This is a genomic window from Botrimarina sp. (genome assembly GCF_040219535.1).
Lineage (GTDB): Bacteria > Planctomycetota > Planctomycetia > Pirellulales > Lacipirellulaceae > Botrimarina.
Window position 1 is genome coordinate 136,090 of sequence record NZ_JAVJSH010000012.1, and the last position, 23,790, is coordinate 159,879.

A 23,790-nucleotide genomic window follows, 5' to 3' on the forward strand; every position below is an offset into this window, starting at 1 on the left:
GCGGCCTACCGCTGCCACCCGCTGTACCAGCGACCCGTGTCGCCGTAGCGCGCGGGGCCGGTCGAGGGGACCGTCGGGCGGTTGTACGAGGCCTGTTGGACCTGCCGCTGCAAGCGGTCGAGCTGCATCCGCTGCTGCTGGGCCATCTCGTTCTGCTGGATCTGGGGCTGCACGAACGTGTAGTAGTTCGGCGCGGCCCGGTCGTCCTCGCTCCGGAACAGGTTCAAGTACGGGCTCACCGTCGGCGACGAGCTGACCGCCGAGAAAGGCTTGCCCTGCGCGACCGGCGCTGCGCCGCTTCGTGCGGCGACCCGGTAGGCCGCCTGCCGCGCCATCGGCTGGCGGTTCAACAAGTTCGTCTGGCCGAGGGCGGCCATGGCGGTCTGGGGTCGGCCGGGCTGCCCCGCGGCGCCGGGGTACTGGGCGAGCGCGGCCGGCGCGGCGGCCAGGCACAGGGCGGCAGCGATCAGGCGTGGCATAGGAGTCCTCGGCCGTGACGGGCGGATCGTCGGAGCGTCGAGAAAACGGCGCTCCGTTCTCTCGCTTCGGCGCCGCGAGGCCCTCAACTTTCGCCAATCGTTGCGACCGAACCGGGCGCCAGCAGCGCTTGCAACTCCGCCGCGGCGCGTCGCGCGTCGCGCAGGTCAGCGGCCGCACGGGCCGCCCGCAGCCGCTGCGCCTGCCACGCGCGGAAGACAACCGGCGCTCCGGGCGCCAGCGGCTCTGGCTCGATCGATTGCGCGACGGCGTCGATCAGCGCTGCGATGCCGAAGCCGTCGCGGGCCGACGTGGCGATGACCCCCTGCCCGGCCTCGGACGGCGGGCAGAGGTCGGCCTTGTTGGCGACCCGCAGCACAACCGCGTTGGCCGCCGCCGCGGCGGCGATCGCATCGCGGCGGAGTTCCGCGTCGGGCGCGCGGTAGTGCGCCGCTTCGCCGACCAGCACGACAACGTCCGCCTCCGCGACGGCGCGCCGCGCCATCGTGGCGCCGGCCGCTTCGAGCGGCTCTTGCGTGTCGCGGATGCCGGCCGTGTCGGCCAGCGTGACGGGCCAGCCACGGATCGCGGTCGCGGCGGTCACCACGTCGCGGGTGGTGCCAGGCAGGTCGTAAACGATCGCTCGCTGGTAACCGACCAGCGCGTTGATCAGGCTGCTCTTGCCGACGTTCGGCTCGCCCGCCAGCACCACCCGCCAAGGCTCTAGCAGGCGCGTGCCGATACGCTCGGTCGCGAGCAACCTGTCGATCGCCGCGCGTGCGCCGGCCCAGTCGCCGGCTTCGACCCACCGCAGCAGCGACTCTACCGCCCCCACGAGCGCGCCGGCCGCTTGGTCTAGCAGCACGCCGGCGACACGCTCGGTCGGCGCCTCACGAAGCAGGCGGTGGGCCTCTTCGCCCAAGGTGCTGGGCGGCGCGTCGGCGGCCGGCTCCGCGCCGGCTTGGGCGAGGTCGCCGACGATGGCCGCCGACGCGGTAGGGCCGCCGTGGCAGTGGACCTCGACACGGTCCTCCGCGGTCCGCACCACGACGATCTCTTCGCCGGCTGCTTCGGCTTCTGAGGGGTCGGAACGCTCGGGCAGCCACCGCCCGAACGCCACCGCGTCGATCGCCGTGTCGGCGACCGCCCTGCGGCTGGCCGGGGCGAAGCACCGGTCCACGAGGTGGCACGCTTCGGGCCCGACGACTTCGACGACAGCGATCGCCGCGCGTCCGCTCGGCGTGAGCACACGCACCCCGGTCATCGGCGGTCGTGCCCCGCCGCGACCGCGATGCCCGAGAGCGTCAAGTGCGGCACGTAGCGAACGCTCAGGTCGGGCCCGCCGATGAGCCTCGCAACGGACGGCGCCGCTCCGCCGGTGAGAAAAACTTGTGGCGCGGCGGTGAGCCGATCCCGTTGCCGGGCGATCAGCTCGCGGATCGCGCCCACCGCGCCCCAGAAGAGGCCGGCCTCGATGGCGGGTATGGTCGAGCGGCCGACCGCGTCGGGGGCGTAGTCGAGTTCGCCGAACAGCACGTCCGGCAGGCGGTCGGCGGTGTCGGCCAGGGCTCTTCCCGCGGTGGTGGGCCCCGGCAAGATCGCGCCCCCTTCGAGCGTGCCCGTGGCCGAGATGAGGTCGACCGTGATGGCCGTGCCCACATCGACAACGATCGCGGGCGTGTCCGCCCGGCGGAGCCGATTCGCCGCGACGGCGGCCATCACGCGGTCGACGCCGATCCGGCTGGGCTCGTCGACTCCCAGAGCGATGGGCGCCGTTTCGCTGGCTACCCGCTCGATCGCGAACCGCTGTTGTTGCAACCGATCCGACAAGAGTTGTTCCGCGGGCCCGCTCACGCTGGCCAGCGCCACACGGGGCCGCTCGACGAAGCCCAGCCCGTCGAGCCACTCCGCCAAGAGGCTGTCGGCGAGGTCCGCAGGCGCCTGAGAGAAAATGGCGGCCGGTTCGGGCAGGCGCGGCACGGAAATTGGAAGCGGGGAAGCGAGCGCTTCGGCCACGCACCCCGCCGCCGCTGAGGGAAACCAGCCGAGTTTGACCCGGGTGTTTCCGACATCGGCGGCGAGCAGACCGGCGGGTGACGCATCGTTCGATGACACGCGGGAGATGATAGCTCATCGCGCGGCAAGCTGCTCGCCGAGCGGCGGGCGACCAACACGCCAACCCGGCAACCAAGCCGCGCCGCCGAGGGCCAGCCGATTTGCCGCTTGCCGTGGCCTCCCTACGCTACTCTTGACGCCCTTTGTCTTTGCAGAATTCTCCCTACCCCAACCTGAGAGCACTCCCATGGCGACCGCCGAACACACTACCAATTGGCCCGAGCTGGCGATTAGTCTCTACGACCGCCTGACCGGCCGCGGCGCCGAGATCACCTACGAGTTCGACGACCTTCAGGTCAGCGTGCCGAGTGGCGTCGGCGGCGACGCGGAGCACGCTCAGTGGCGGCTCAAGGGCGCCATGAAGATCCGCACGCAAGACAACGCGAACGGTTCGGCCCCAAACTGACGCTCGCCGGCCGCGTCGACGCCGTTGTCGATGGCCGGCCGGTGGTATTCGTCGGCGACGGAACGGTTCTCCACATTCGGGTGGGGTCTGCCTGGACCGCGTGGCGGCTGCGCCGTGCTCTGTCTGCCGTCGCGGGGCGCGGGACGGGGCTGGTGGCCGGACTGGGGCTCTCGGCTGAGCTGCATATCGGCGAGTCCGTCCGCCTCGCCGCGGCGCCCCGGCCGCACGCGCTCCTGCGGCCCTTCCTTCCCCGGCAACGCCCTCCTACCTGAGCGCGCCCTGTGAGTCTTCCGACGGCATGAGCCCCCCCGCGACAAGCCAGTCGCCGAAGACGATCGCGCTGACCGGCGCCACCGGTTACGTGGGCGGCAGGCTTGCGCCGATGCTCCTGGAGCAGGGTTACCACCTGAGGTGCTTGGTCCGCGAGCCGAAGAAGCTCGACAACCGTCCTTGGCGGAGCGAGCCGGGCGTCGAGGTGGTGAAGAGCGACCTGTCTGAGCCAGGCGACCTGGCGTCGTGCCTGCGAGGGTGCGAGGCCGCTTATTATCTCGTTCACTCGATGGAGTCGGCCGGCGACGACTACGCGGAGCGCGACCGCCGCCTGGCGAGCAACTTCGCCCAAGCCGCCGCCGAGGCGGGCGTCGGACGGATCCTCTACCTGGGCGGCCTTGGCACCGAGGAGGACGGCCTCAGCGAGCACCTCCGCTCGCGGCGCGAGGTAGAGGAGGTGCTCGGTTCAACCGGCGTGCCGGTGACCGCCTTTCGGGCGGCGATCATTATCGGGTCGGGCTCGGCCTCGTTCGAGATCCTCCGCTACTTGGTCAACCGGCTGCCGGTGATGATCACGCCTCGTTGGGTCGCGACCGAGTGCCAGCCGATTGCGATCGTCGATGTGCTCTACTGGCTGCGCGAAGCGCTCACCACGCCAGAAACCGCCGGCCGGGTGATCGAGATCGGCGGGCCCGACGTGGTCACCTACCGCGAGCTGATGCAGACCGCCGCCCAGGTGCTGGGGCTCGGCAAGCGGTGGATCGTGACCGTGCCGGTGCTCACGCCGCGACTGAGCTCCGCGTGGATCAGCCTCGTGACGCCCGTCACCTACCGGATCGCGCGGCCCCTGTCCGACGGGCTGCGGAACCGCGTTGTGGTGACCGACGACACGGCCCAGCGCCTGATGCCGCACGACGCGCTCGGCGTGCGCGAGGCGATCGGGCGGGCCGTGACCCGCACGCGTTCGGAGCAGGTGCCAACCCACTGGGCCGTGGCCGGCACGATGCCGGGCGACCCGTCGTGGGCGGGTGGGAAGGAGTTCCGCGACGAGCGAGACATCCGTATCGACGCCACGCCGGACGAGGTCTTCCGCGCGGTCTGCCGCGTCGGCGGCGGGCACGGTTGGTACTGGGGCGAGTCGCTCTGGCGGCTACGCGGGTGGATGGACCAACTCGTCGGCGGGCCGGGCCTGCGACGCGGCCGCCGCCACCCCGAGGAGATCGAGTACGGCGAAGCGCTCGACTTCTGGCGCGTCGTTGGGGTGGAGAGGCCGACGAGCCTCAAGCTCCACGCCGAAATGAAGGTGCCCGGCACGGCGCGGCTCGAGTTCGAGATCGATCCGGTCGGCGAACGGGAGTCGCACCTCCGCATGACCGCCCGCTACTGGCCCAAGGGGCTGTTCGGCCTCGCGTACTGGTACGCGGTGCTGCCCGCGCACCACTTCGTGTTCAGCGGCATGCTGCGGGGGATCAAGCGCGCGGCGGAGGGCCCCGTCCAACAAGAAAAAGCCGCAGCGGCCCCGCGGCGCGAGGCCGACAAAGCCGGCTCCGGCGCCTGACCGGGGCGCCTGACCGGATCGGGCGCCCCACCCGACGCGCGGCTCACGCCCCGGCGCCCGCCACGCTCACCTCCAGGTGGCGCCGCACGAAGTCGGGCAGGTCGCTTTGAGAGAGCGCGTCTTGGGAGTCGAACCGCAGGCGTACGGTGTCGCGGTCCTCGCGGCGGGTGTCGAGCTCGCAGTCCTCCGCCAGGTCAACGAACTGCCCGAGCTGCACCGCGCCCTTGGGGCCGTTGAGGGCGAGCTCGACGTTCTCGGCGCGCTTCGTGACGATCGTCGCCCACGGGTCGCTCTGCCCCGGGACCATGCGGTGCACGAGCACCTTGTTGTTCCATAGGAACTCGCCATCGGGCGCCGCTTCGGCGACCAGCTCGAGCAGCTCCTCGAGCAGCTCCGGCTGCCACTTCACCTTCTTGCCGGGCGAGAAGCCCTTGCGCGCCAGGTGCCACTTCTGCCCGAGCACCTTCCAGGGCATGTGGTCCTCGGGTTTCTTTTCTTCGCGGGTGACGAACTTCTGGAACCCCTCGACGGCCCGCTCGACCATCGCCCAAAACTCGGGCTTGTCGATCTCTCTCAACGTGTGCGCCGCGATCTGCACCTCTTGCCAGGGGCCGCGGAGGTTCTTGCACTTCACGCGGGGCCCGGCGCCGTAGGCCTCGATGTCGTCGAGGTCGTCGAGCGGCGGCAGGTCGAGCTCGGCGGAGAGGGTGTCGCGGTTGAAGGTTCGCTTGGACGTGCGGAACTTGAGCCGCACGAGCCAGCGCTCGCCGGTCAGCGCGTGGAAGAACCAGCCGTCGGACTTCTTGTGCCCGGTGACCTCGACGATCGACCGGTTGTTCCAGTTGGTGGGGGCGAAGTCGCCGAGCTCTTGGATGCGGCGCTCCACTTCTTCGACGATCTTCCCATCCCAGCGGCACGGCGCCCCGTCGCGTGTGACGCGGTCGCGTGTGTGCCACCGCCGCCCGTCGGACTCCCAGGGCATGGCCACGTCGGCGCCGAAGTCGTCGAGGTCGACGTCGTCGTCGTGGGAGTCGTCGTCGGGCCGGTAGAGCCGGCGCTTCTTGTGGGGGCCCGCGGCGAGGACCGGCCGCAGCGCTTCTGCGGTGTGCGACGGCGAGCCCCCGGCCCGCGTCTTGGGCTCGCCGGCCGTGGGCTTCTCTGAGGCTAACGCTGCGATCTCTTCCGGGGTCCCGGCGCCGACGACCAGCCCCCCGTGCTTGCCCGCTTCGGGGCCGATGTCGATCACCCAGTCGCACTGCTTGATGACATCGAGGTTGTGCTCGATCACGACCACCGTGTTGCCCAGGTCGACCAATCGGTGGAGCACGTCGAGCAGCTTCACGAGGTCGTCGAAGTGCAGGCCGGTGGTCGGCTCGTCCAGCAGGTAGAGCGTCTGACCGGTGTCGGGACGGGCCAGCTCGGCGGCCAGCTTGACACGCTGCGCCTCGCCGCCGGAGAGGGTCGGCGCGGGCTGGCCGAGGCTCGGGTAGTCGAGGCCCACGTCGCACAGCGTCTGCAGCGTGCGGCGGATCTTCGGGATGTTCTGGAAGAGGGCGAGCGCGTCGGCGCAGCTCATCTCGAGCACGTCGGCGATCGACCTGTCGCGGTACCTCACGGCGAGCGTCTCGGGGTTGTAGCGCTTGCCGCGGCAGGTCTCGCACTCGACCCACACGTCGGGCAAGAAGTGCATCTCCACGCACCGCTGCCCCGCCCCCTCGCACTCCTCGCAGCGGCCGCCGGGCACGTTGAAGCTGAACCGCCGCGCGGGGTAGCCGCGGAGCTTCGCCTCGGGGAGCTGGGCGAACAACTGGCGGATCAGGTCGAACACGCCGGTGTAGGTGGCCGGGTTGGACATCGGCGAGTTGCCCAGCGCCGACTGATCGACGCGGATCACCTTGTTGATGTGCTCCACCCCCTCGATCCGGTCGTGCGCGCCGGCGGTCGTGCCCGCGCGGTGCAGCGTGCGGGCGAGCTGGTTGTAGAGGACCTCGTTGACGAGCGACGACTTGCCCGACCCCGACACGCCGGTCACGGCCGTCAGCGCGCCGAGCGGGAAATCGACGGTGATGTTCTTGAGGTTGTTGTGCCGCGCGCCGACCACGCGGAGCGAATCGAATGCGGATTTGGGATTGCGGAGTGCGGATTGCCTCTGGTTCGGGTCGGACCCGCCGGATTCCGCAATCCGCAATCCACACTCCGCAATCGACAGCCTCCGGTTGGTCGGCACCGGGATCGACTTCTTACCCGACAGGTAGGGGCCCGTGACGCTCTTCCGCTTCTTGGAGACCTGCTCGGGCGATCCCTCGGCCACCACCCGCCCGCCCCCTGCGCCGGCGGCCGGCCCGAAGTCCAGGATCCGGTCCGCGGCGGCGACAACTTCCTTGTCGTGCTCGACGACCAGCAGCGTGTTGCCCAGGTCGCGCAGCTTGTGCAGCGCCGCAATCAGCCGCGCGTTGTCGCGCGGGTGCAGGCCGATGGTGGGCTCGTCGAGCACGTACAGCACGCCGACCAGGCCGCTGCCGACTTGGCTCGCCAGGCGGATCCGCTGCGACTCCCCGCCGGAGAGGCTCGGCGCCTGCCGGCCGAGGGTGAGGTACTCCAGGCCCACGTCGATGAGGAACGTCAGCCGGTTCTTGATCTCGCGGACGATCTCGCCGGCGATCTTCTTCTCGCGCGTGTCGAGCTCCCACGACGCGACCGTGCCGCGGAGCTCGCCGAGCGGCGAACGAACGATCTGCTCGATCGTCAGGCCGCGGAACCGAACGGCCGACGCGTCGTCGCGCAAGCGGCTGCCCCCGCACTCGCTGCACTCGATCTCGTCGACCAGGTGCTCGAGCGCCGCCCGCAAGCGCGGCGACAGACGCGATGCCTCTTCGAGCGCCGGGTACAGCCCTTTGAATTGGAATCTCAATCGCGAGACGGCCGGCGCAGCGGTCGGCGCCTTTTGTTTCGCACCGCCGGTTGAGGCCGGGGGCTCGCCGACAGAGATCCACGCTTCCCCCGTCCCGTACAGCAAGGTCCGGCGCTGCCGCGCGCTGAGCTTGCGATAGGGAACGCCCAGCGGGATGTCGGCTTGCTCGGCCAACGCGGCGAGCATCGCCCTGGCCGTGTCGTTGTTCAGCGAGGGCCACAACAGCAGCGCCCCCTGGGCGAGCGTGAACTCTTCGTCGCGCAACAGCGCGGCCGGGTTCGCGCCGGTCTGCGTGCCGAGGCCCTCGCAGGCGGGGCACCACCCGAGCGAGCTGTTGAACGAGAAGTTGTGGGGCGTGAGGGGGTCGAACGCGCGGCCGCACGCCTCGCAAGACAGGTGCTGGCTGTGCACGCGGAACCGCCAGCGGTTCTCCGGTTTCTCGGGGTCGGGGTACACGGCGATCATCACGCCGTGGCCCAGGCCGAGCGCGGCCTCGACCGCCTCGGCGATGCGCCGCCGGCTGGACGCCTGCACCGTCACCCTGTCGGCCACGACCGCCACGTCGTGGCGCCGCCGGCGGTCGATCCTGGGCGGGTCCTCGAGCTCGTGGGTCTGGCCGTCGACCCAAACGCGGCGGTAGCCCCTGGCCAGCAGGCCGGCGAACAGGTCGGCGTACGTGTCGCCCGCGCCGAGCTCCAGCGGCGCCATCAGTTGCAGCTTGGTCCCCTCGGGCTCGGCCATGACCTTGTCGGTCACGTCGTCGGCGGTCTGGGTGCCGATCGGCGCCTCGCAGTCGGGGCAGTAGGGGTCGCCCAGCCGCGCGAACAGCACGCGGAAGTAGTCGTAAACCTCGGTCACGGTGCCGACCGTCGAACGCGGCGTGTGGCCCACGGTGCGTTGCTCGATCGCGATCGCCGGCGAAAGGCCCTCCACGTGCTCCACGGCCGGCTTCTGCAACTGGCCGACGAACTGCCGCGCGTAGCTGCCGAGCGACTCCACGTACCGGCGCTGGCCCTCGGCGTAGATCGTGTCCATCGCGAGCGACGACTTGCCGGAGCCGCTGGGGCCACAGAACACGGTCATCTGGTCGCGCGGCAGCTTCGCGTCGACCGCGCGCAGGTTGTGCTGCGAGGCGCCGCGCACCTCGATCGCTTTGACCTCGCGGGCCGCCCGCCTGGCAGGCTTTTTTGTCGATCGGTTGGACGCCTTGCCGTTGAGCAAGGGGGCCAAGGCCTCGGCGGTGTGGGAGCGCAACACGGGCGATCCGGCGGCGCCGTTGTCCTGCGCCCGCTTGCGCTTCTCGCCCACGACCGACGCCGGGGGATCGGCTCCAAAGAGCTGGCAGACTTGCTCGGGGGTCCCGACGGCGACCACCTGGCCCCCGCCGGCGCCCCCCTCGGGGCCGATGTCGACGACCCAGTCGGCCGTCTTGACCACGTCGAGGTTGTGCTCGACGACCAGCACGGTGTTGCCCTGATCGACGAAGTTGTGCAGCACCGCTAGCAGCATGTCGATGTCGGCGAAGTGCAGGCCGGTGGTCGGCTCGTCGAGCACATAGAGCGTCTTGCCGGTCGATTTCTTAACGAGCTCCTTGGCGAGCTTGATCCGCTGGGCCTCGCCGCCGGAGAGCGTCGGCGAGGGCTGGCCGAGCTTTAGGTAGTCGAGGCCCACGTCGTGCAGCGTGGTGAGCTTGTGGTGGATCTGCGGGATCGCTTCGAAGTGGGCCAGCGCCTGCACGATGTCCATCTCCAGGGCGTCGGCGATCGACGCGCCCTTGTACTCGACCTGGAGGGTCTCGCGGTTGAAGCGTTTGCCGGAGCAGACCTGGCAGGTGACCCACACGTCGGCCAGGAAGTCCATCTCGAGCTTGTTGGCGCCGTTGCCGTCGCACGCCTCGCAGCGGCCGCCGGCCACGTTGAAGCTGAACCGCCCGGGCTTGTAGCCGCGCCGCTTCGACTCGGGCAGCTGCGCGTACAGGGCGCGGATGTCGTCGAACACCTTGATGTAGGTGCCGGGGTTGGAGCGCGGCGTGCGGCCGATCGGCGACTGGTCGATGGCGATCACCTTGTCCAGGTGCTCGACGCCCTCGATCCGGTCGTGCTCGCCCGGCTCGCCCTTGCCCTTCATCAGGTCGCGGCGGAGCGACTCCATCAGGATGTCGTTGACGAGCGACGACTTGCCCGAGCCCGACACGCCGGTCACGCACACGAACGCGCCGAGCGGGATCTCGACCGTGACGCCCTTCAGGTTGTTGTGCCGCGCGCCGACGATGCGCAGCGTCGGCGCCCCGGGCTTCTGGCTTCGGGCTTCGGGGCTTGTGCCGCTGTCGCCCTCCCGGAGCCCGAGGTCCGACGCCTGAAGCCTCCTCGTCCGCGGCACCGCGATCTCACGCCGGCCGCCGAGGAACGCGCCGGTCTGGCTGCGCTCTTCCTTGGCGACCACGTCGGCCGGGCCTACGGCCACGACCTCGCCCCCCTTCACGCCCGGGCCGGGGCCGAAGTCGATCAGCAGGTCCGCCGCGCGCATGGTGTCCTCGTCGTGCTCGACGACGACCACCGTGTTGCCGAGGTCACGCAGGCGCTTGAGGGTGTCGATCAGGCGGGAGTTGTCGCGCGGGTGCAGGCCGATCGACGGCTCGTCGAGCACGTAGGTCACGCCAACCAAGCCACAGCCGACCTGGCCGGCAAGGCGGATGCGTTGGGTCTCGCCGCCGGAGAGCGTCGGCGCGGTGCGGTCGAGCGACAGGTAGCCGAGGCCGACGTCGGTCAGGAATCCGAGCCGGCCCCGGACCTCCTTGAGCACTTCCTTCGCGATCAGCTGCTGCGACGCGCTGAGCACCAGCCCCTGGAAGAACTCCGCCGCGTCGTCGATCGCGAGGCCGCACACCTCCGGCAGGGTCTTCTCGGCCGCGCCGTCAGCGAACCGCGCATTGGACGAGGTGAGGCGCACGCTGGAGGCCTGCGGGTTGAGCCGCCGGCCCTCGCAGTCCGGGCAGTCCATGACCCGCATGTACTTTTCGAGCTGCCGGATCTGCATCTGGCTCTGCGACGTGCGGTACTTCTCGAGCAGCTCGGGGATGATCCCGTCGAAGTGGCCGCCGTACTTCTGCGTCGCGCGGCCGGTCTTCCAGGTGAAGGTGATGTGCTCTTCGCCGGTCCCCCACAGCCACAGGTCCTTCCATTCGTCGACCATCTCTTGCCAGGGCGTTTCGAGCAGCACTCCCTCGGCGAGGCCGAGCTTGCGCTGCATGGTGTCCGCCACGCCCTGGTAGATGTGCCGCTTCCAGCGGCCCAGGTCGCGCCACCGGTCGACGAAAGCCAGCGCCCCGCCGGCGAAGCTCTTGGTCGGGTCTTCGACCAGGGCCTCGGGGTCGAACGTGTACATCTCGCCGAGGCCGTCGCAGGTCAGGCACATGCCCTGCGGGCTGTTGAAGCTGAACAGCTGCGGCGTGGGCGGGTCGAACGACAGGCCGCAGGGCACGCAGGCGAAATCGGCCGAGAGCACGAGGTCCCCCGGCCTCACGCCGACACGCGTCCGCTTCTTCTTGCCCGCCGGGGGGGGCGCGTCGGGCTCGGCCGGCGCTTCGGTTGCGGCCTCGGTCGCGACGACGAGCGTCCCGCCGCCGACACGCAGCGCGGTCTCGACCGCCTCGCTGAGCCGCGCGCGGATCGAGGGGCCGGCCACCAGACGGTCGACAACCACCTCGATGTCGTGCCGACGCTGGCGGTCGAGTTGCGGCGGGGTGGCCAGCTCGTAAACCGCGCCGTCGACCCGCGCGCGCACGAAGCCCTTCTTGAGCAGCTCCTCGAACAAGTCGCGGTGCTCGCCTTTTTGCTGCCGCGCCACGGGGGCGAGCACCATGAACTTGGTTTTCGGCTCCAGCAGCAAGATGCGGCCGAGGATCTGCTCGCGGCTCTGCGCGGCGATCGGCTCGCCGCAATTGGGGCAGTGTCCCTGACCGACCCGCGCATAGAGCACGCGCAAGAAATCGTAGATCTCGGTGATCGTGCCGACGGTCGATCGCGGGTTCGTGCCGGACTGCTTTTGCGCAATCGAGATCGACGGGCTGAGGCCCGAGATATGGTCCACGTCCGGCTTGGGCATCTGCCCGAGGAACTGTCGCGCGAACGTCGACAGGCTCTCGACGTAGCGCCGCTGGCCCTCGGCGAAGAGGGTGTCGAACGCGAGCGAGCTCTTGCCGCTGCCGGACACGCCGGTCAGACAGATCAGCTGGTTGCGCGGCAGCGTCACATCGACGCCACGCAAGTTGTGCTCGCGGGCGCCGCGGATCTCGATGTCAGAGGCGGGCATAGACAGGCGGGGCGGCTGGGGCAGCCGCGGCGCGTCGGAGGGGGGGCGGGCTCAGGCGAACCGAGCATTCTAGGACAGTTGTGCTGCCCCGTGAAGCGAAGCTTAGGCGGGCCGCACGGCTCAGGCTATAATCCTGGTGTTCGCACCACCCGACGACACGGTCGCCAGCATGCATGCAGTCGCCAAACAACTCGATGAAGCCCTGAGCCGCCTGGACGCCGCCGCGGCCGCGCGCCTGGAACAGACCGTTCGCGACGCGGTCGCTGAGGCCGCCGAGCACGCCCAGCCGAACGGGGCGACTGCCGGAGAAGACGCCAATGGATGGCCGACAGGTTACTTCGATTCGATCGTCGGCGCCTTGTCAGACGACCCATTCGACCCATCTGAAGAACTGCCGCTGGACCCGCCGGCGGTGTGGTGATGCGTTACTTGGTCGATACCTGCACCTGGATACTCGTCTTCAAAGGGCAGGACATCGCGATCGCGGACCGCTTGCGTGGCTCAAAGCGTGAGCAGATCGCTGTTTGTTCCGTCGTTCGAGCCGAACTGCTTCACGGTGCGCGAAAATACAAGCGGCGAGACCGGCGTGTGGAGGTCGTCGAAAAGGCGCTTTCGGCGTGCGAATCGTTCCCGTTCGATGACGCCGCCGCTGAGGTCTACGCCGCGATCCGGCATTCGTTAGAACTCAGGGGCGAGCGCATCGGTCCGAACGACCTCATGATTGCCTCGATCGCATTGGCCCGTGACTTGACGCTCGTGACAACCGATTCACACTTCCATCGAGTCGGCGGCCTGCGTGTCGAGGACTGGCGGACGCCTTAACCCCGCCCCCACCGTGCCCGGTTGTATTCCTCCGACTGCCCCCTCGGGATCGTCAGCGTGCTCCACCGGTCGCCGGCGACAACCCGCGCCGTCTGGACGACCTGGCCGATGTGGTAGGAGCAGTGGCAGATCGAGCGCAGGATCGCCGCGGGGACCGGGAGCTTCGCGCCGCGGATCTCGACCTGGCGGAGCGCGTCGTCGGGCCGGAGCTTCGCCAGCTCGTCGAAGAGCACCCGCCAGCCGTCCTCCCAGTCGGCGATCATCGCATCGCGGTCGGGGTAATCGTCGACGAACTCGCTATCGCGCCGGCGGTCGGGCTTTTCGCCGTCGCTGGTGAGGAAGTCGACCCAACGCGAACGCAGGTTGCCGGCCACGTGCTTCATCACGACCGCGACCGAGTTCACCTCCGGGTCGAGCGACCGGCGGAGCTGCGCCTCGTCGAGCTGCGCGATCGCCGCGTCGGCGTGCTCCTTGTTCCGCCGCCAGGTGGTGATGGTCTCGTCGAGCCAAATCCGGCCGGCCGCGTCGGTGTCTGCTGTCTGCGGTTGCATCACTCAGCTCCTCCCAAGGCCGGCGATCGACGCACCCTTGGCCGGCGAACGCGTCAGCCGCCCTGCGCAGCGACAAACGCCAACCCGCCAACGATCGCCGCTAGCACAACCCACAGCACCCAGCCACGCGACGGGGGCTCGCCGACCGGGACGCGCATGAGCGGGTCGGCCTGCGTGAGCTTCCGGGCCTGCTCCTCGCCGAACTCGTCGAGCAGGTGCTGCAGCAGCACGCCCTCGACCGCGCGGGCGTTGAACGGGCGGTCGCCGGCCCGTTTGGCGAGCAGCTTGCGGATCAGCTCGTCGAGCCACTCGGGGCACGTGACCGACACGCCCGACTCGGTCTGGAAAGCGCGCACGCTGGGCGGGTCGGCGTTGAGGTGTTGGTCCCAGACCTGCGCGAACGTGGCGCCCTGGTAGGGGGGGCGGCCGGTGAGCATCTCGAACATCACGCAGCCGAGCGAGTAGAGGTCCGCCTTGCCGTCGATGCGGGAGTCGGCCGTGATCTGCTCCGGCGACATGTAGCTGAACGTGCCGACGGTGATCCCCTGGTGGGTGATGTCCGCCTTGGCGTGCATGTCGCGGGCGATGCCGAAGTCGCCGAGGATCACGTTGCCCTTGCCGTCGAAGAACAGGTTGCTCGGCTTCAGGTCGCGGTGCACGATCCCGTGGTTGTGAGCGTGCTGCAGCGCCGACGCGACCTGCACCGCGTACGCACACGCCTGCGGCCAGTCGAGCGGGCCGCGTTGCAGCCGCTCCTTGAGCGAGCCGTGGGTGAGCAGTTGCATCGCGTAGAAGAGCTGCCCGTCGATCTGCCCGCCGCCGTAGTTGCGGACGATGTGCGGGTGGCTGAGCCGCTCCATCACGACGATCTCGCGCTCGAAGCGGTCGACGATCGCGCGGTCGCCGGAGACCGCCGGGTTGAGCACCTTGACGGCCACGGGGTGCGGCAGGTCGGGGCTGGTGGCCCGGTAGACCACGCCGACCGTGCCCGCCCCCAGGCGTTCTCCCAACTGGAAGGTCGCCTTGGTCGGCATGAAGCTGAGCTGGCGTTGGCTCATACGAGCGGCCGGGCGATACGGGGGGCAAGAGGGGCGGCGGCCCTCTAGTGTGACGCCCCCCGCCCGGCGGGGCAACTTGGGTCGGGGCCCCGCGGCGAGGGTATACTCGGGAAGAACCCCAACCCGCGGGAGCCAGCCGATGGACTGGTCGGAGATCGTCGATAACCCGTACCTCGCGGACCTGCCGTTCAAGATCGAGCAGGACCGCTACGGGAATATCGTCATGAGCCCCGCTTCAAACCGCCATGCCGAACTCCAGGCCGAGATCGCCTACTTGCTCCGGAAGCTGAAGCCCGAAGGGAAGTCGTTGACCGAGTGCTCGGTCGCCACGCCCGAAGGGGTCAAATCGCCCGACGTGGCTTGGGCCGACAACGCGTTCATCGCCGCCAACCGGATGAGCACCCCGTTCGCGTCGGCGCCGGCGATCTGTGTCGAGGTGCTCTCGCCTTCGAACTCGAGGGCCGAGATCACTCTAAAGTCGCAACTCTACTTCGACGCCGGCGCCGAAGAGGTTTGGATCTGCGACGACACGGGCGCTATGGAGTTCCGCACACCCGACGGCGTGGTGGCAAGCTCATTGGCTGCGCCGACCTTTCCGAAGCAAATCGATTAACTCCCTCCGTCGCCGAGAGTTCGCCTCCGTGGACTGGTCCGAAATCGTCGACAACCCCTACCTGCGGGACCTGCCGTTCAAGATCGAACAGGATCGCTACGGGAACATCGTGATGAGCCCTGCGAACTACCGACACGGCTATTTCCAGGGCCAGGTATCCGCCGGTCTTGTCGGCCTGCTCCCGATGGGCCGTGTTGTCGTTGAATGCTCTGTGCAGACAACGCGTGGGGTTAAAGTTCCCGACGTTGCTTGGCATTCTCAGGGGTTCTACGAAAAGCACGGCGAGCAGACTCCGTTGCCCTCTGCACCCGAGATTTGTGTGGAGGTGCTCTCCCCTTCCAATTCGTGGTTGGAGATGGAGGAGAAGCAGCAGCTCTACTTCGCAGCCGGTGCGGAAGAGGTCTGGGTTTGCGACAAAGACGGTCGGATGAAGTTCTTTTCCGCGCAAGGGCAGCTCGAGCGGTCGGCAATCGCTGCCGATTTTCCGTCTGAGATCCACTGACCAAACAAGAAACGCGGCCGAGCGACAAGGTCGCTCGGCCGCGGGCGTGAGTCGATGCTTGGCGACCCCGGGGTCACTTGATGAACAGCATCTCTTGGTAGGTCGGCAGCGGCCACAGGTCGTCGGCGACGATCGCCTCGAGCTCGTCGGCGTAGCCGCGGACCTTGAGCATCGCCGGCAAGACCTTTTCGACGCAGACCTTCATGTCGTCGCAGTCGTCGGCCGACGCCGCGGCCAGCTCGTTGATCGAGTCCTGCAACGACTTGACCAGCCCGGTGACCTTGTCGAGCGTGTCGGTGTCGAACTCGTAGCCGACCGCCTTGAGGTTGGCGCACGTGGTCGCCAGTTCCTTCTGGTAGCGGATGGCGGCCGGGAAGATCATCGTGCGGGCCATCTTCTTGGTGAGGTTGGCCTCGACCCGCACCGTCATGCAGTACTGCTCGACGTAGGTCTCGTAGCGGCTCTCTAGCTCGCGCTCGCTGAGCACGCTGTACTTGCCGAACATCTCCTTGACCGCCGGGTCGAGGATCTGCCCCAGCGCGTCCGGCGTGGTCTTCAGGTTGAGCAGGCCACGCTTCTCGGCCTCCGCGTGCCACTCCTCGGAGTAGCCGTCGCCGTTGAAGATGATCGCGCCGCACTCGTTGATGATCTCCGTGAGCAACTGCTGCACGGCGCCGTGCAGCTTCGACGAGTCGCCCTTGGTCGCCTCCTCGAGCTTCGTCGCGCAGTAGTCGATCGACTCGGCGACGATCGTGTTCATCGCCACCAGCGGCCCGGCGATCGAGAAGTTCGACCCCACCGCGCGGAACTCGAACCGGTTGCCGGTGAACGCGAACGGGCTGGTGCGGTTGCGGTCGCCGGCGTCCTTGTCGAGCGGCGGCAGCGTGTCGACGCCCACCTCGAGCTTGCCCTTCGGCAGGGAGGTCTTGGCGCCGCCGACCTTGACCTGCTCGAACACGTCGGCCAGCTGCGACCCCAAGAAGATCGAGATGATCGCCGGGGGCGCCTCGTTCGCGCCGAGCCGGTGGTCGTTGCCCGCCGACGCGACCACCGCCCGCAGCAACCCCTGGTGCTTGTACACCGCGCGGATCACCGCCGCGCAGAACACCAGGAACTGCGCGTTCTCGTGCGGCGTGTCGCCCGGGTCGAGCAGGTTGCCGTGCGCGCTGGAGCCCAGCGACCAGTTCACGTGCTTGCCGCTGCCGTTGAGGCCGGCGAACGGCTTCTCGTGCGTGAGGCACTCCATGCCGTACTTCTTCGCGACCTTCTTCAGCACCAGCATGATGAGCTGCTGGTGGTCGGTGGCCACGTTCGCGGTCTCGAAGATCGGCGCGACCTCGTACTGGCCGGGGGCCACCTCGTTGTGCCGCGTCTTGATCGGCACGCCCAGGCGGTACAGCTCGCGCTCCACCTCGAACATGAACGACAGCACGCGGTCCGGGATGGCCCCGAAGTAGTGGTCGTCGAACTCCTGCCCCTTGGGCGCCGGCGCGCCGAACAGCGTGCGGCCGGCGGTCAGCAGGTCGGGCCGCGCGTAGAAGAAGCCCTTGTCGACCAGGAAGTACTCTTGCTCCGGGCCGGCCGTCGACGCGACGAACGCCTTCGCGTCGTGCCCGAACAGCTTGAGCAGCCGCTGGGCCTGCTGGTCCAGCGCCCGCATGCTGCGCAGCACGGGGGTCTTCTTGTCGAGCGCCTCGCCGGTCCACGACACGAAGGCCGTGGGGATGCAGAGCGTGGTGCCGTTGGAGTTCTCGAGGATGTAGGCCGGGCTGGTGACGTCCCAGATCGTGTAGCCGCGGGCCTCGTGCGTCTGGCGGATGCCGCCGGTCGGGAAGCTCGAGCCGTCGGGCTCGCCCTGGCAAAGTTCCTTGCCGCTGAATTCGGCCAGGGTGCCGCCGTCGCCGGTGGGGGCCATGAAGCTGTCGTGCTTCTCGGCCGTGCCGCCCGTCAGCGGGTAGAAGACGTGCGTGTAGTGCGTGGCGCCCTTCTCGACGGCCCAGTCCTTCATCGCCGACGCGACCACGTCGGCCACCGTCGGGTCGATCCGCTCGCCCGCGTCGATCGTCTGCATCAGCGACTTGTAGATGCCCTTGGGCAGCCGCTTCTTCATCACCGACTTGCTGAACACGTTTTCGCCGAACACCGTCTCGGGCGTGGAGGTCTTGAACTCCAGGTTGCCCGGCGACCGGTAGCCGAGCGCTCCGGCGATGGCCGCATTGCGGGTAGAAGTTCCGTTGGCGGGGGTGTTGAATTCGATGCTCACGCTGTGCTTCGCCTTAATCGATGGGTCCGTGATCGGGCTCGGAAACGGGGGGGGGGCGCCGCCGCCGGGGCCGACAGCCAGAAGGTTCCAGAAGGGGAAAACTGTTGGCCGGTTTGGAAGGGCGGGCGTCGCTCGCCGCGGCGCCGATCACGAACAAGGGAGAGGGGAAGGACGGTGGCCGCAGGCCGAGCAGGTCGGCTGATCTCGGCGCACTTTTACCGGGCCGCAGCAGCTAGCAAAAAATATACCACCGGCCCATTCTGCCGTTAATTGGGGCCCGCTCGCGCGCCCCTTGGGCGCCGGGCGCCTAGTTCTTGCGCCGACCGCCGCCAATCACCTGCCCGCTCCTCGACGCGAGCAAACCCTTCCCCCTCTCCTCCCGCAGCGGTACCTTGCGCTGGCCCGCCTAGGGGGTGCGACGCTCGCTCGGCGCCCCCCGCAATCCGACCGGCCGAGAAACCCGTCCGCACGAACGGCTCGAAAGGGCGTCTTGCCGGCGGGGGCCGAGTCGCCAAAGCGGCGAGGCGGTCCGACCGCGTTGAGCGTCCTCTAGCTTTCCTCCTCTCAGCCCAGGGACTCCATAGATGACCCCACAAGAAGTTCTCGCCATGATCCGCGAGAAGGACATCAAGGCCGTCGACTTCCGTTTCATGGACTTCCCGGGCGTGTGGCAGCACTTCACGATCCCGGCCGGCAAGCTCGACGAGGGCGTGTTCGAGGACGGGCTCGGCTTCGACGGTTCGAGCATCCGCGGGTGGCAAGCGATCAACGAGAGCGACATGCTCTTGCTGCCCGTCCCCGAGACGACGTTCGTCGACCCGTTCACCAAGCTGCCGACGATCTGCATGATCTGCAACGTGCAGGACCCGATCACCCGCGAGGACTACACCCGCGACCCGCGCAACGTCGCGCGCAAGGCGGTCAACTACCTGAAGTCGACGGGCATCGCGGACACGGTCTACATCGGCCCCGAGGCCGAGTTCTTCATCTTCGACGACGTGCGCTTCGACCACACGCCGTCGCACGGGTTCTACGCGATCGACTCGATCGAGGCCGAGTGGAACCGCGGGACCGACGAGGGCCCCAACCTCGGCCACAAGCTGCGTCACAAGGAGGGCTATTTCCCCTGCCCGCCCGCGGACCAGATGATGGACATCCGCAACGAGATGATGCAGTTGATGATCGAGTGCGGCCTCGACGTGGAGTGCCAGCACCACGAGGTCGCCACCGCGGGCCAGAGCGAGATCGACCTGAAGTTCGACGACCTCGTGTCGATGGGCGACGACCTCTGCCTGTTCAAGTACATCATCAAGAACGTCGCGTTCCGCCACGGAAAGACCGTGACGTTCATGCCCAAGCCGCTGTTCAGCGACAACGGCTCCGGCATGCACACGCACATCTCGTTCTGGAAGGGCGACCAGCCGCTCTTCGCCGGCTCGGGCTACGCGGGCCTGTCCGACGAGGCGCTGTTCGCTATCGGCGGCATCCTCAAGCACGCCCCCGCGCTGCTCGCGTTCACCAACCCCACGACCAACAGCTACAAGCGGCTGGTCCCCGGCTACGAGGCCCCCGTCAACCTGGCCTACAGCCAGCGGAACCGCTCGGCCGCGTGCCGCATCCCGATGTACTCGCCGAGCCCCAAGGCGAAGCGGATCGAGTTCCGCTGCCCCGACCCGTCGAGCAACGGCTACCTGGCCTTCAGCGCGCTCACGATGGCCTGCATCGACGGGATCCAAAACAAGATCCACCCCGGCGACCCGCTCGACAAGAACATCTACGACCTCGAGCCCGAGGAGCTCGCCCAGGTGCCGAAGACCCCCGGCTCCCTCGGCGAGGCGCTCGACGCCCTCGAGGCCGACAACGAGTTCCTCCTCCGCGGCGACGTGTTCACCGAGGACGTCATCAGCACGTGGATCAGCTACAAGCGCGAGAACGAGGTCAAGCCGATCAACCTCCGGCCCCACCCTTACGAGTTCTGCATGTACTACGACATGTGAGCCCCGAGGCGGCAGGAACCAGTGTGGGTCTGCATGCGCCCGTCAGGTCGTGGCCTCAGCGCGCCGTGTCGGCACATTGACCGATGAAGCTACTCGACAGGCCGATCCTCGTTGGCGCCGTCGTTGTGTTGCTCGCGGCGCTCTTCGGCTACCGGCTGCTGAGCGTCGGTGAAGACAGGCGGCGTGCCCGCTTCTTGCAGCGGTTCGAGTCCTCGTTCGATGGCGGTGCGCGACGCCTGGTGGCGCCTCCACAAATCGCCGACAGAGTGAAGCGGGGAATCGGCATCGCTTGGCCCGACGGCGTTGAACAGTACGTGATTGATGCGGTCTTCGAACTAAACGGCCGGACTCACCGGGGCAGGTGGCTCTACACGTGCAACGAAGCGGATGGCGGCGGAATCTATCGTTTCTCGTACTCGAAGGCGGAGGAGTCTGACGAGTTGCCCGCCCCGTCATTCCAACTGCCCGGCCATCGGCACATCCCTTGGGCCACTCGGTTGGTAGAGGGTGTGCCGTCTACTGCCGGCGCCGAAGCGAGCGTCGAATCGGTTACGACAACGGTGGTCGTCGCCCAACCGCTGATTGTCACCGCGACGGCGCCTCCCGGAACGACGTGCTGGGTTGAGACTTTTCCTCCGGATGCAATCGAGTCGCCGAGCGAGCGTCTGGCAGCACGCGAGAAAGGTGGACAGCCCGAACTCCTCGAGTGGTCGCTTCGCCTCAACCCCAAGTACGCGAACGGCAAGATCCGCGTGCAGGTGCATTGCGAGGAGCCCTACGGGAACGGCGTTCTTCACAGCATCACCGAGACTCCGCACGTTGAGCTCTTGCCTGCCGGCGACAGCGAATAGGTCCAGCGCGCACGAGAATTCGCTGAAAGCAGAACCTCTTGTAATCTCGCCGATATCGGCGCGAACTCGGCGCTGCCAAATCGGGTCCCCGAAGGCGTCAACCGAACGCCTGCCGGGAACCTCCGCGATGGACGCTATGCTCGCTCTGGCCGAGCTCCGCTCGGCCTCGCCGCCCGGCGCCGTGCCGGCTTGGGCGCGGCTCGAGGGGAAGAGCCCTTCGGCGGCGCACGACCTTGCGCTACGCGCTCGCGGCTTGAACGGCAGCGGGCGAGCGGAGGTCGCCGGCGCGGTGATCGAGGTGCTGCTCGTCGCGGCGCGGCACTTCTTCCAGTCGTAGCGCCGCACGCGTCGGGGTCAGTACAGCAGGCCCGTCTGCAGCGACAGGCCGTGCAGGCCGAGGTCGCCGGTGTTGGTGTCCCAACGCTGGGCCTCCCAGAACACGCCGAACGTTCCGTCGGCCGGGCCGAGCGACTGCCGGTAGTTGAGGCCAAACTGCATCTCGATCACCTGCACGTGGTCGTCGATCGTGAACCGGTCCGCGGCCAGGTCCGCGCCGAAGGTCTCGATCTGCTCCTGCTCGCCGAACAGCAGCGAGGCGCGGGCGCGGCCGACGACCGACAGGCCCGACGCGCCGAGCCGCCGGTCGGCCGCTAGCGAGACCGTGGGGCCGACTCCGTCGAATTCGCCGCCGGAGCGCACGCCGTAGAACGTGCCGGGGCCGTCGAACAGGTTGCCCGGCTGGAAGATGCTCAGCCCGCCGGCCCGCAGGCCGCCGCCGACCAGCAGGTCCCAGCGGTGGAAGCTGCCCCGCTGGGTGACCTCCGCGTCGAACGCGTACACGTCGATCTCCATGTCGCCGGAGAACAGGAAGTCGGACGCGCCTTCCCACTGGCCGTTGTAATCGACGTCGTTTTCCCAGTCGAAGTACTGGAACCGCACGCCGAGGCCGGAGCAGTCTTCCGCGCCGAGCACGAACCGCACGCCGCCGGCGAGCTCGTCGCCGAGGGCGCCGCCGAAGTTCGTGCCCGACGGCACGCCGACGAACACCTGTTCGAAGCTGCCGCCGCCGAGGTTCGCGCCGAGCAGCAGCGCGTCGACCCGCGCGTACACGCCGGCGCGGTCGTCGGCCGAGGCCGCCGAGGCCCCTACGCACAGCAGCGCCGCCAGTGAGATCCCGGTCTTCGCCATCCCTAGAGCCTCCTCCCTTGAGGGGGTCGCCGGCCCGCCGGTGCGCGGACGCAATGTGGTGCGACCCTTCTCCGCCTATCGCTCAAGGGTCGGCGGCGGGCCGCGGCTGCGTGCAACCGCCGTCGCGGCGCACTCCGTGTCCCCGCAGCCGTCACAACCGGCGCGCGATTGCGGGGCGGGCGTCGAGAATCGATGCGCTCTGCGCGGTAGCATGGTGTCCCCCGCTCCGCCGACTCAGCCAAAGGCCCTGATTTGCTCACCACCGCCGACCCGACACACGACGCCCCCACCGAGCGGACCGGCGAATCGCCGGCGCGCTTCGCGGCGATCGACGTCGGATCGAACAGCGTGCGGGTCGTGGTCGCTCGCGCGCAGGACGCCGGCTACCAGATCCTCGACGAGGAGCGCGAGAACACCCGGCTGGCCGCGTCGATCGGCGAGACGGGGCGGCTGTCCGACGAGTCGGTCGAGGCCACGCTCGCGGCGCTGCGGCACTTCGTGACCCTCGCCGAAGGGCACGGGGTGATGCAGGTGCGGGCGATCGCGACCAGCGCCGTGCGCGACGCGTCGAACGGTCGCGCCTTCTGCCAGCGGGTCCGCGACGAGGTGGGGCTCGACGTGGAGGTCATCTCCGCCCGCGAAGAAGGCCGGTTGTCGTTCCTGAGCGTCGCGCGGGCGTTCGACGTGGCCGACAAAGCGATCGCCGTGGCCGACATCGGCGGCGGCAGCACCGAGGTCGTGCTGGCCGCCAACGGCATCGTCGAGGAGGTCTACGCGACGCGGCTGGGGGCGGTCCGCGTGGCCGAGGCTTGCCGCCTGTCGGGCAAGTGCTCCGGGAGCCGGCTGGAGAGGGCGGCCGAGTACATCGACGAAGAGCTCCGCCGCCACGCCAAGAAGCCCCCGCTCACGCCCGCCATGCTCTACGGGGCGGGGGGCACGTTCACGGCGTTGGCGGCGATGCGCCTCGCGAAGGAGGGCCGCGACGGCGACCGCGACGCCTCGGTCCGGGGCTACCGGGTGAACCGCGCCGACGTGCGGCACCTGGTCGCGGACCTCGCGCGGATGTCGCTCGACGCGCGCACCAGGGTGGCCGGGCTGAACCCGCGCCGCGCGGACATCATCGTGGCCGGCCTGTTGGTGATCGAGCGCGTGATGCGTCACCTGCACGTGAACGAGGTCCAGATCCACACCGGCGGCGTGCGCGACGGGCTGCTCCTGACGATGGTCCGCGACTCGCTCGAGGGCCCGCGCGTCGTGACCGACGACCAGCGCCGCGTGGCCATCGAGCGGTTCGCCGACCGCTGCGGCTGCGACCTCCCCCACGCGCGGCAGGTCGCGTGGATCGCGGGGCGGCTGCTCGAGCAGATGGCCCAGGCGGCCGAGGGCTCGCTCGGGCTCGACGCCGCCGACAAGCCGCTGGTGGAGGCCGCTGCGCTGCTAGCCAACGTCGGCTACCTGATCAACTTCGACGGCCACCACAAGCACAGCTACCACCTGATCATCAACAGCGACCTGCCCGGCTTCGAGCGCGACGAGCTGCGCATCGTGGCCAACGTGGCCCGCTACCACCGCGGCGCCCGGCCGAAGCAGAAGCACAAGCCCTTCGCCACGCTCAGCGACCACGACCAAGACCGGGTCGCCAAGATGGCCGCGATCCTCCGGGTCGCGCTGGCGCTAGACCGCACCCACCAGCAGCAGGTCCGCGACATCGCCGCGACCGTCACGCCCTCCACCGTGGAGATCGCGGTCCGCACCGACGGCGACGCCGAGGTCGACCTGTGGGCCGCGCGGCGGAAGGTCGACCTGTTCGAGCGGGTCTTCGGCCGCCCGGTGTACTTCGCCGCGGTCGGCGACTAGAGCCTCTCGGTTAAGATTCCGCGTCGGCGGATTCCGGTCT

Annotated in this window: 18 protein-coding genes; 10 read left to right on the forward strand and 8 right to left on the reverse strand. The window is 69.0% G+C overall.

What is annotated here, in order from left to right; all coding sequences use genetic code 11:
• Nucleotides 1–5: 5 nt before the first annotated feature.
• The 3 genes from RIC11_RS04675 to RIC11_RS04685 all read right to left on the reverse strand — a co-directional run bounded on the left by RIC11_RS04675 (nucleotide 6) and on the right by RIC11_RS04685 (nucleotide 2,592).
• The gene (locus RIC11_RS04675) at nucleotides 6–479 is read right to left on the reverse strand and encodes a hypothetical protein (protein WP_350208840.1); all 474 of its coding nucleotides are present in this window, start codon (nucleotides 477–479) and stop codon (nucleotides 6–8) included.
• Nucleotides 480–562: 83 nt separating this feature from the next.
• A complete protein-coding gene (locus RIC11_RS04680; RefSeq protein WP_350208842.1) occupies nucleotides 563–1,741 on the reverse strand; it encodes a GTPase in 1,179 nt (392 codons plus the stop codon).
• Nucleotides 1,738–2,592, reverse strand: coding sequence for a type III pantothenate kinase (locus RIC11_RS04685; RefSeq protein WP_350208844.1), 855 nt, complete (start codon nucleotides 2,590–2,592; stop codon nucleotides 1,738–1,740). Before RIC11_RS04685 ends, RIC11_RS04680 begins: the two co-directional genes overlap by 4 nt.
• Before the next feature lie 187 nt (nucleotides 2,593–2,779).
• Here RIC11_RS04685 and RIC11_RS04690 point away from each other — a divergent pair, with 187 nt between their 5' ends.
• On the forward strand, nucleotides 2,780–2,998 hold the full coding sequence (locus RIC11_RS04690) for a hypothetical protein (protein ID WP_350208846.1): 219 nt from the start codon (nucleotides 2,780–2,782) through the stop codon (nucleotides 2,996–2,998).
• Nucleotides 2,999–3,296: 298 nt separating this feature from the next.
• Nucleotides 3,297–4,826, forward strand: a complete 1,530-nt coding sequence (locus RIC11_RS04695; RefSeq protein WP_350208848.1) for an SDR family oxidoreductase — start codon at nucleotides 3,297–3,299, stop codon at nucleotides 4,824–4,826.
• Nucleotides 4,827–4,869: 43 nt separating this feature from the next.
• Here the strand turns inward: RIC11_RS04695 and uvrA are convergent, their stop codons facing one another.
• Nucleotides 4,870–12,048, reverse strand: coding sequence for an excinuclease ABC subunit UvrA (gene uvrA, locus RIC11_RS04700; RefSeq protein WP_350208850.1), 7,179 nt, complete (start codon nucleotides 12,046–12,048; stop codon nucleotides 4,870–4,872).
• A gap of 169 nt (nucleotides 12,049–12,217) precedes the next feature.
• Here uvrA and RIC11_RS04705 point away from each other — a divergent pair, with 169 nt between their 5' ends.
• Entirely contained in the window at nucleotides 12,218–12,469 is a 252-nt protein-coding gene (locus tag RIC11_RS04705) for a hypothetical protein (protein WP_350208852.1), read from the forward strand.
• Nucleotides 12,469–12,870: a type II toxin-antitoxin system VapC family toxin gene (locus RIC11_RS04710; protein ID WP_350208854.1), complete on the forward strand. Its 402-nt coding sequence runs from the start codon at nucleotides 12,469–12,471 to the stop codon at nucleotides 12,868–12,870. Before RIC11_RS04705 ends, RIC11_RS04710 begins: the two co-directional genes overlap by 1 nt.
• Here the strand turns inward: RIC11_RS04710 and RIC11_RS04715 are convergent.
• Together RIC11_RS04715 and RIC11_RS04720 are read right to left on the reverse strand one after the other, a co-directional pair.
• Nucleotides 12,867–13,421 (reverse strand): DUF1572 family protein, encoded by a 555-nt coding sequence (locus tag RIC11_RS04715; protein WP_350208856.1) that lies wholly within the window; start codon nucleotides 13,419–13,421, stop codon nucleotides 12,867–12,869. The two genes, RIC11_RS04710 and RIC11_RS04715, sit on opposite strands and share 4 nt — an antisense overlap.
• 53 nt (nucleotides 13,422–13,474) lie before the next feature.
• Nucleotides 13,475–14,479: a serine/threonine protein kinase gene (locus RIC11_RS04720; protein WP_350208858.1), complete on the reverse strand. Its 1,005-nt coding sequence runs from the start codon at nucleotides 14,477–14,479 to the stop codon at nucleotides 13,475–13,477.
• A 139-nt stretch (nucleotides 14,480–14,618) separates the two neighbouring features.
• Between RIC11_RS04720 and RIC11_RS04725 the strand changes: the two genes are divergently transcribed.
• Both RIC11_RS04725 and RIC11_RS04730 read left to right on the forward strand, forming a co-directional pair.
• On the forward strand, nucleotides 14,619–15,092 hold the full coding sequence (locus tag RIC11_RS04725; RefSeq protein ID WP_350208860.1) for a Uma2 family endonuclease: 474 nt from the start codon (nucleotides 14,619–14,621) through the stop codon (nucleotides 15,090–15,092).
• A gap of 28 nt (nucleotides 15,093–15,120) precedes the next feature.
• Complete coding sequence (locus tag RIC11_RS04730) at nucleotides 15,121–15,594, forward strand: Uma2 family endonuclease (RefSeq protein WP_350208862.1); 474 nt, start codon at nucleotides 15,121–15,123, stop codon at nucleotides 15,592–15,594.
• A gap of 73 nt (nucleotides 15,595–15,667) precedes the next feature.
• Here the strand turns inward: RIC11_RS04730 and RIC11_RS04735 are convergent, their stop codons facing one another.
• Nucleotides 15,668–17,767, reverse strand: a complete 2,100-nt coding sequence (locus tag RIC11_RS04735; protein WP_502879377.1) for a glutamine synthetase III family protein — start codon at nucleotides 17,765–17,767, stop codon at nucleotides 15,668–15,670.
• A gap of 674 nt (nucleotides 17,768–18,441) precedes the next feature.
• On the opposite strand from RIC11_RS04735, the gene glnA reads away from it, so the two are divergent.
• The 3 genes from glnA to RIC11_RS04750 all read left to right on the forward strand — a co-directional run bounded on the left by glnA (nucleotide 18,442) and on the right by RIC11_RS04750 (nucleotide 21,042).
• Nucleotides 18,442–19,854 carry a type I glutamate--ammonia ligase gene (gene glnA, locus RIC11_RS04740; protein ID WP_350208866.1) on the forward strand — a complete coding sequence of 471 codons (1,413 nt, stop codon included), beginning with the start codon at nucleotides 18,442–18,444 and terminating at the stop codon, nucleotides 19,852–19,854.
• A gap of 83 nt (nucleotides 19,855–19,937) precedes the next feature.
• Nucleotides 19,938–20,705, forward strand: coding sequence for a hypothetical protein (locus tag RIC11_RS04745; RefSeq protein ID WP_350208868.1), 768 nt, complete (start codon nucleotides 19,938–19,940; stop codon nucleotides 20,703–20,705).
• 127 nt (nucleotides 20,706–20,832) lie between these two features.
• On the forward strand, nucleotides 20,833–21,042 hold the full coding sequence (locus RIC11_RS04750; RefSeq protein WP_350208870.1) for a hypothetical protein: 210 nt from the start codon (nucleotides 20,833–20,835) through the stop codon (nucleotides 21,040–21,042).
• A 17-nt stretch (nucleotides 21,043–21,059) separates the two neighbouring features.
• Here RIC11_RS04750 and RIC11_RS04755 read toward each other — a convergent pair whose 3' ends face one another.
• Entirely contained in the window at nucleotides 21,060–21,893 is an 834-nt protein-coding gene (locus RIC11_RS04755; RefSeq protein WP_350208872.1) for a hypothetical protein, read from the reverse strand.
• Between the two features lie 252 nt (nucleotides 21,894–22,145).
• Between RIC11_RS04755 and RIC11_RS04760 the strand changes: the two genes are divergently transcribed.
• Nucleotides 22,146–23,750 (forward strand): Ppx/GppA phosphatase family protein, encoded by a 1,605-nt coding sequence (locus RIC11_RS04760; RefSeq protein ID WP_350208874.1) that lies wholly within the window; start codon nucleotides 22,146–22,148, stop codon nucleotides 23,748–23,750.
• Nucleotides 23,751–23,790 lie beyond the last annotated feature (40 nt).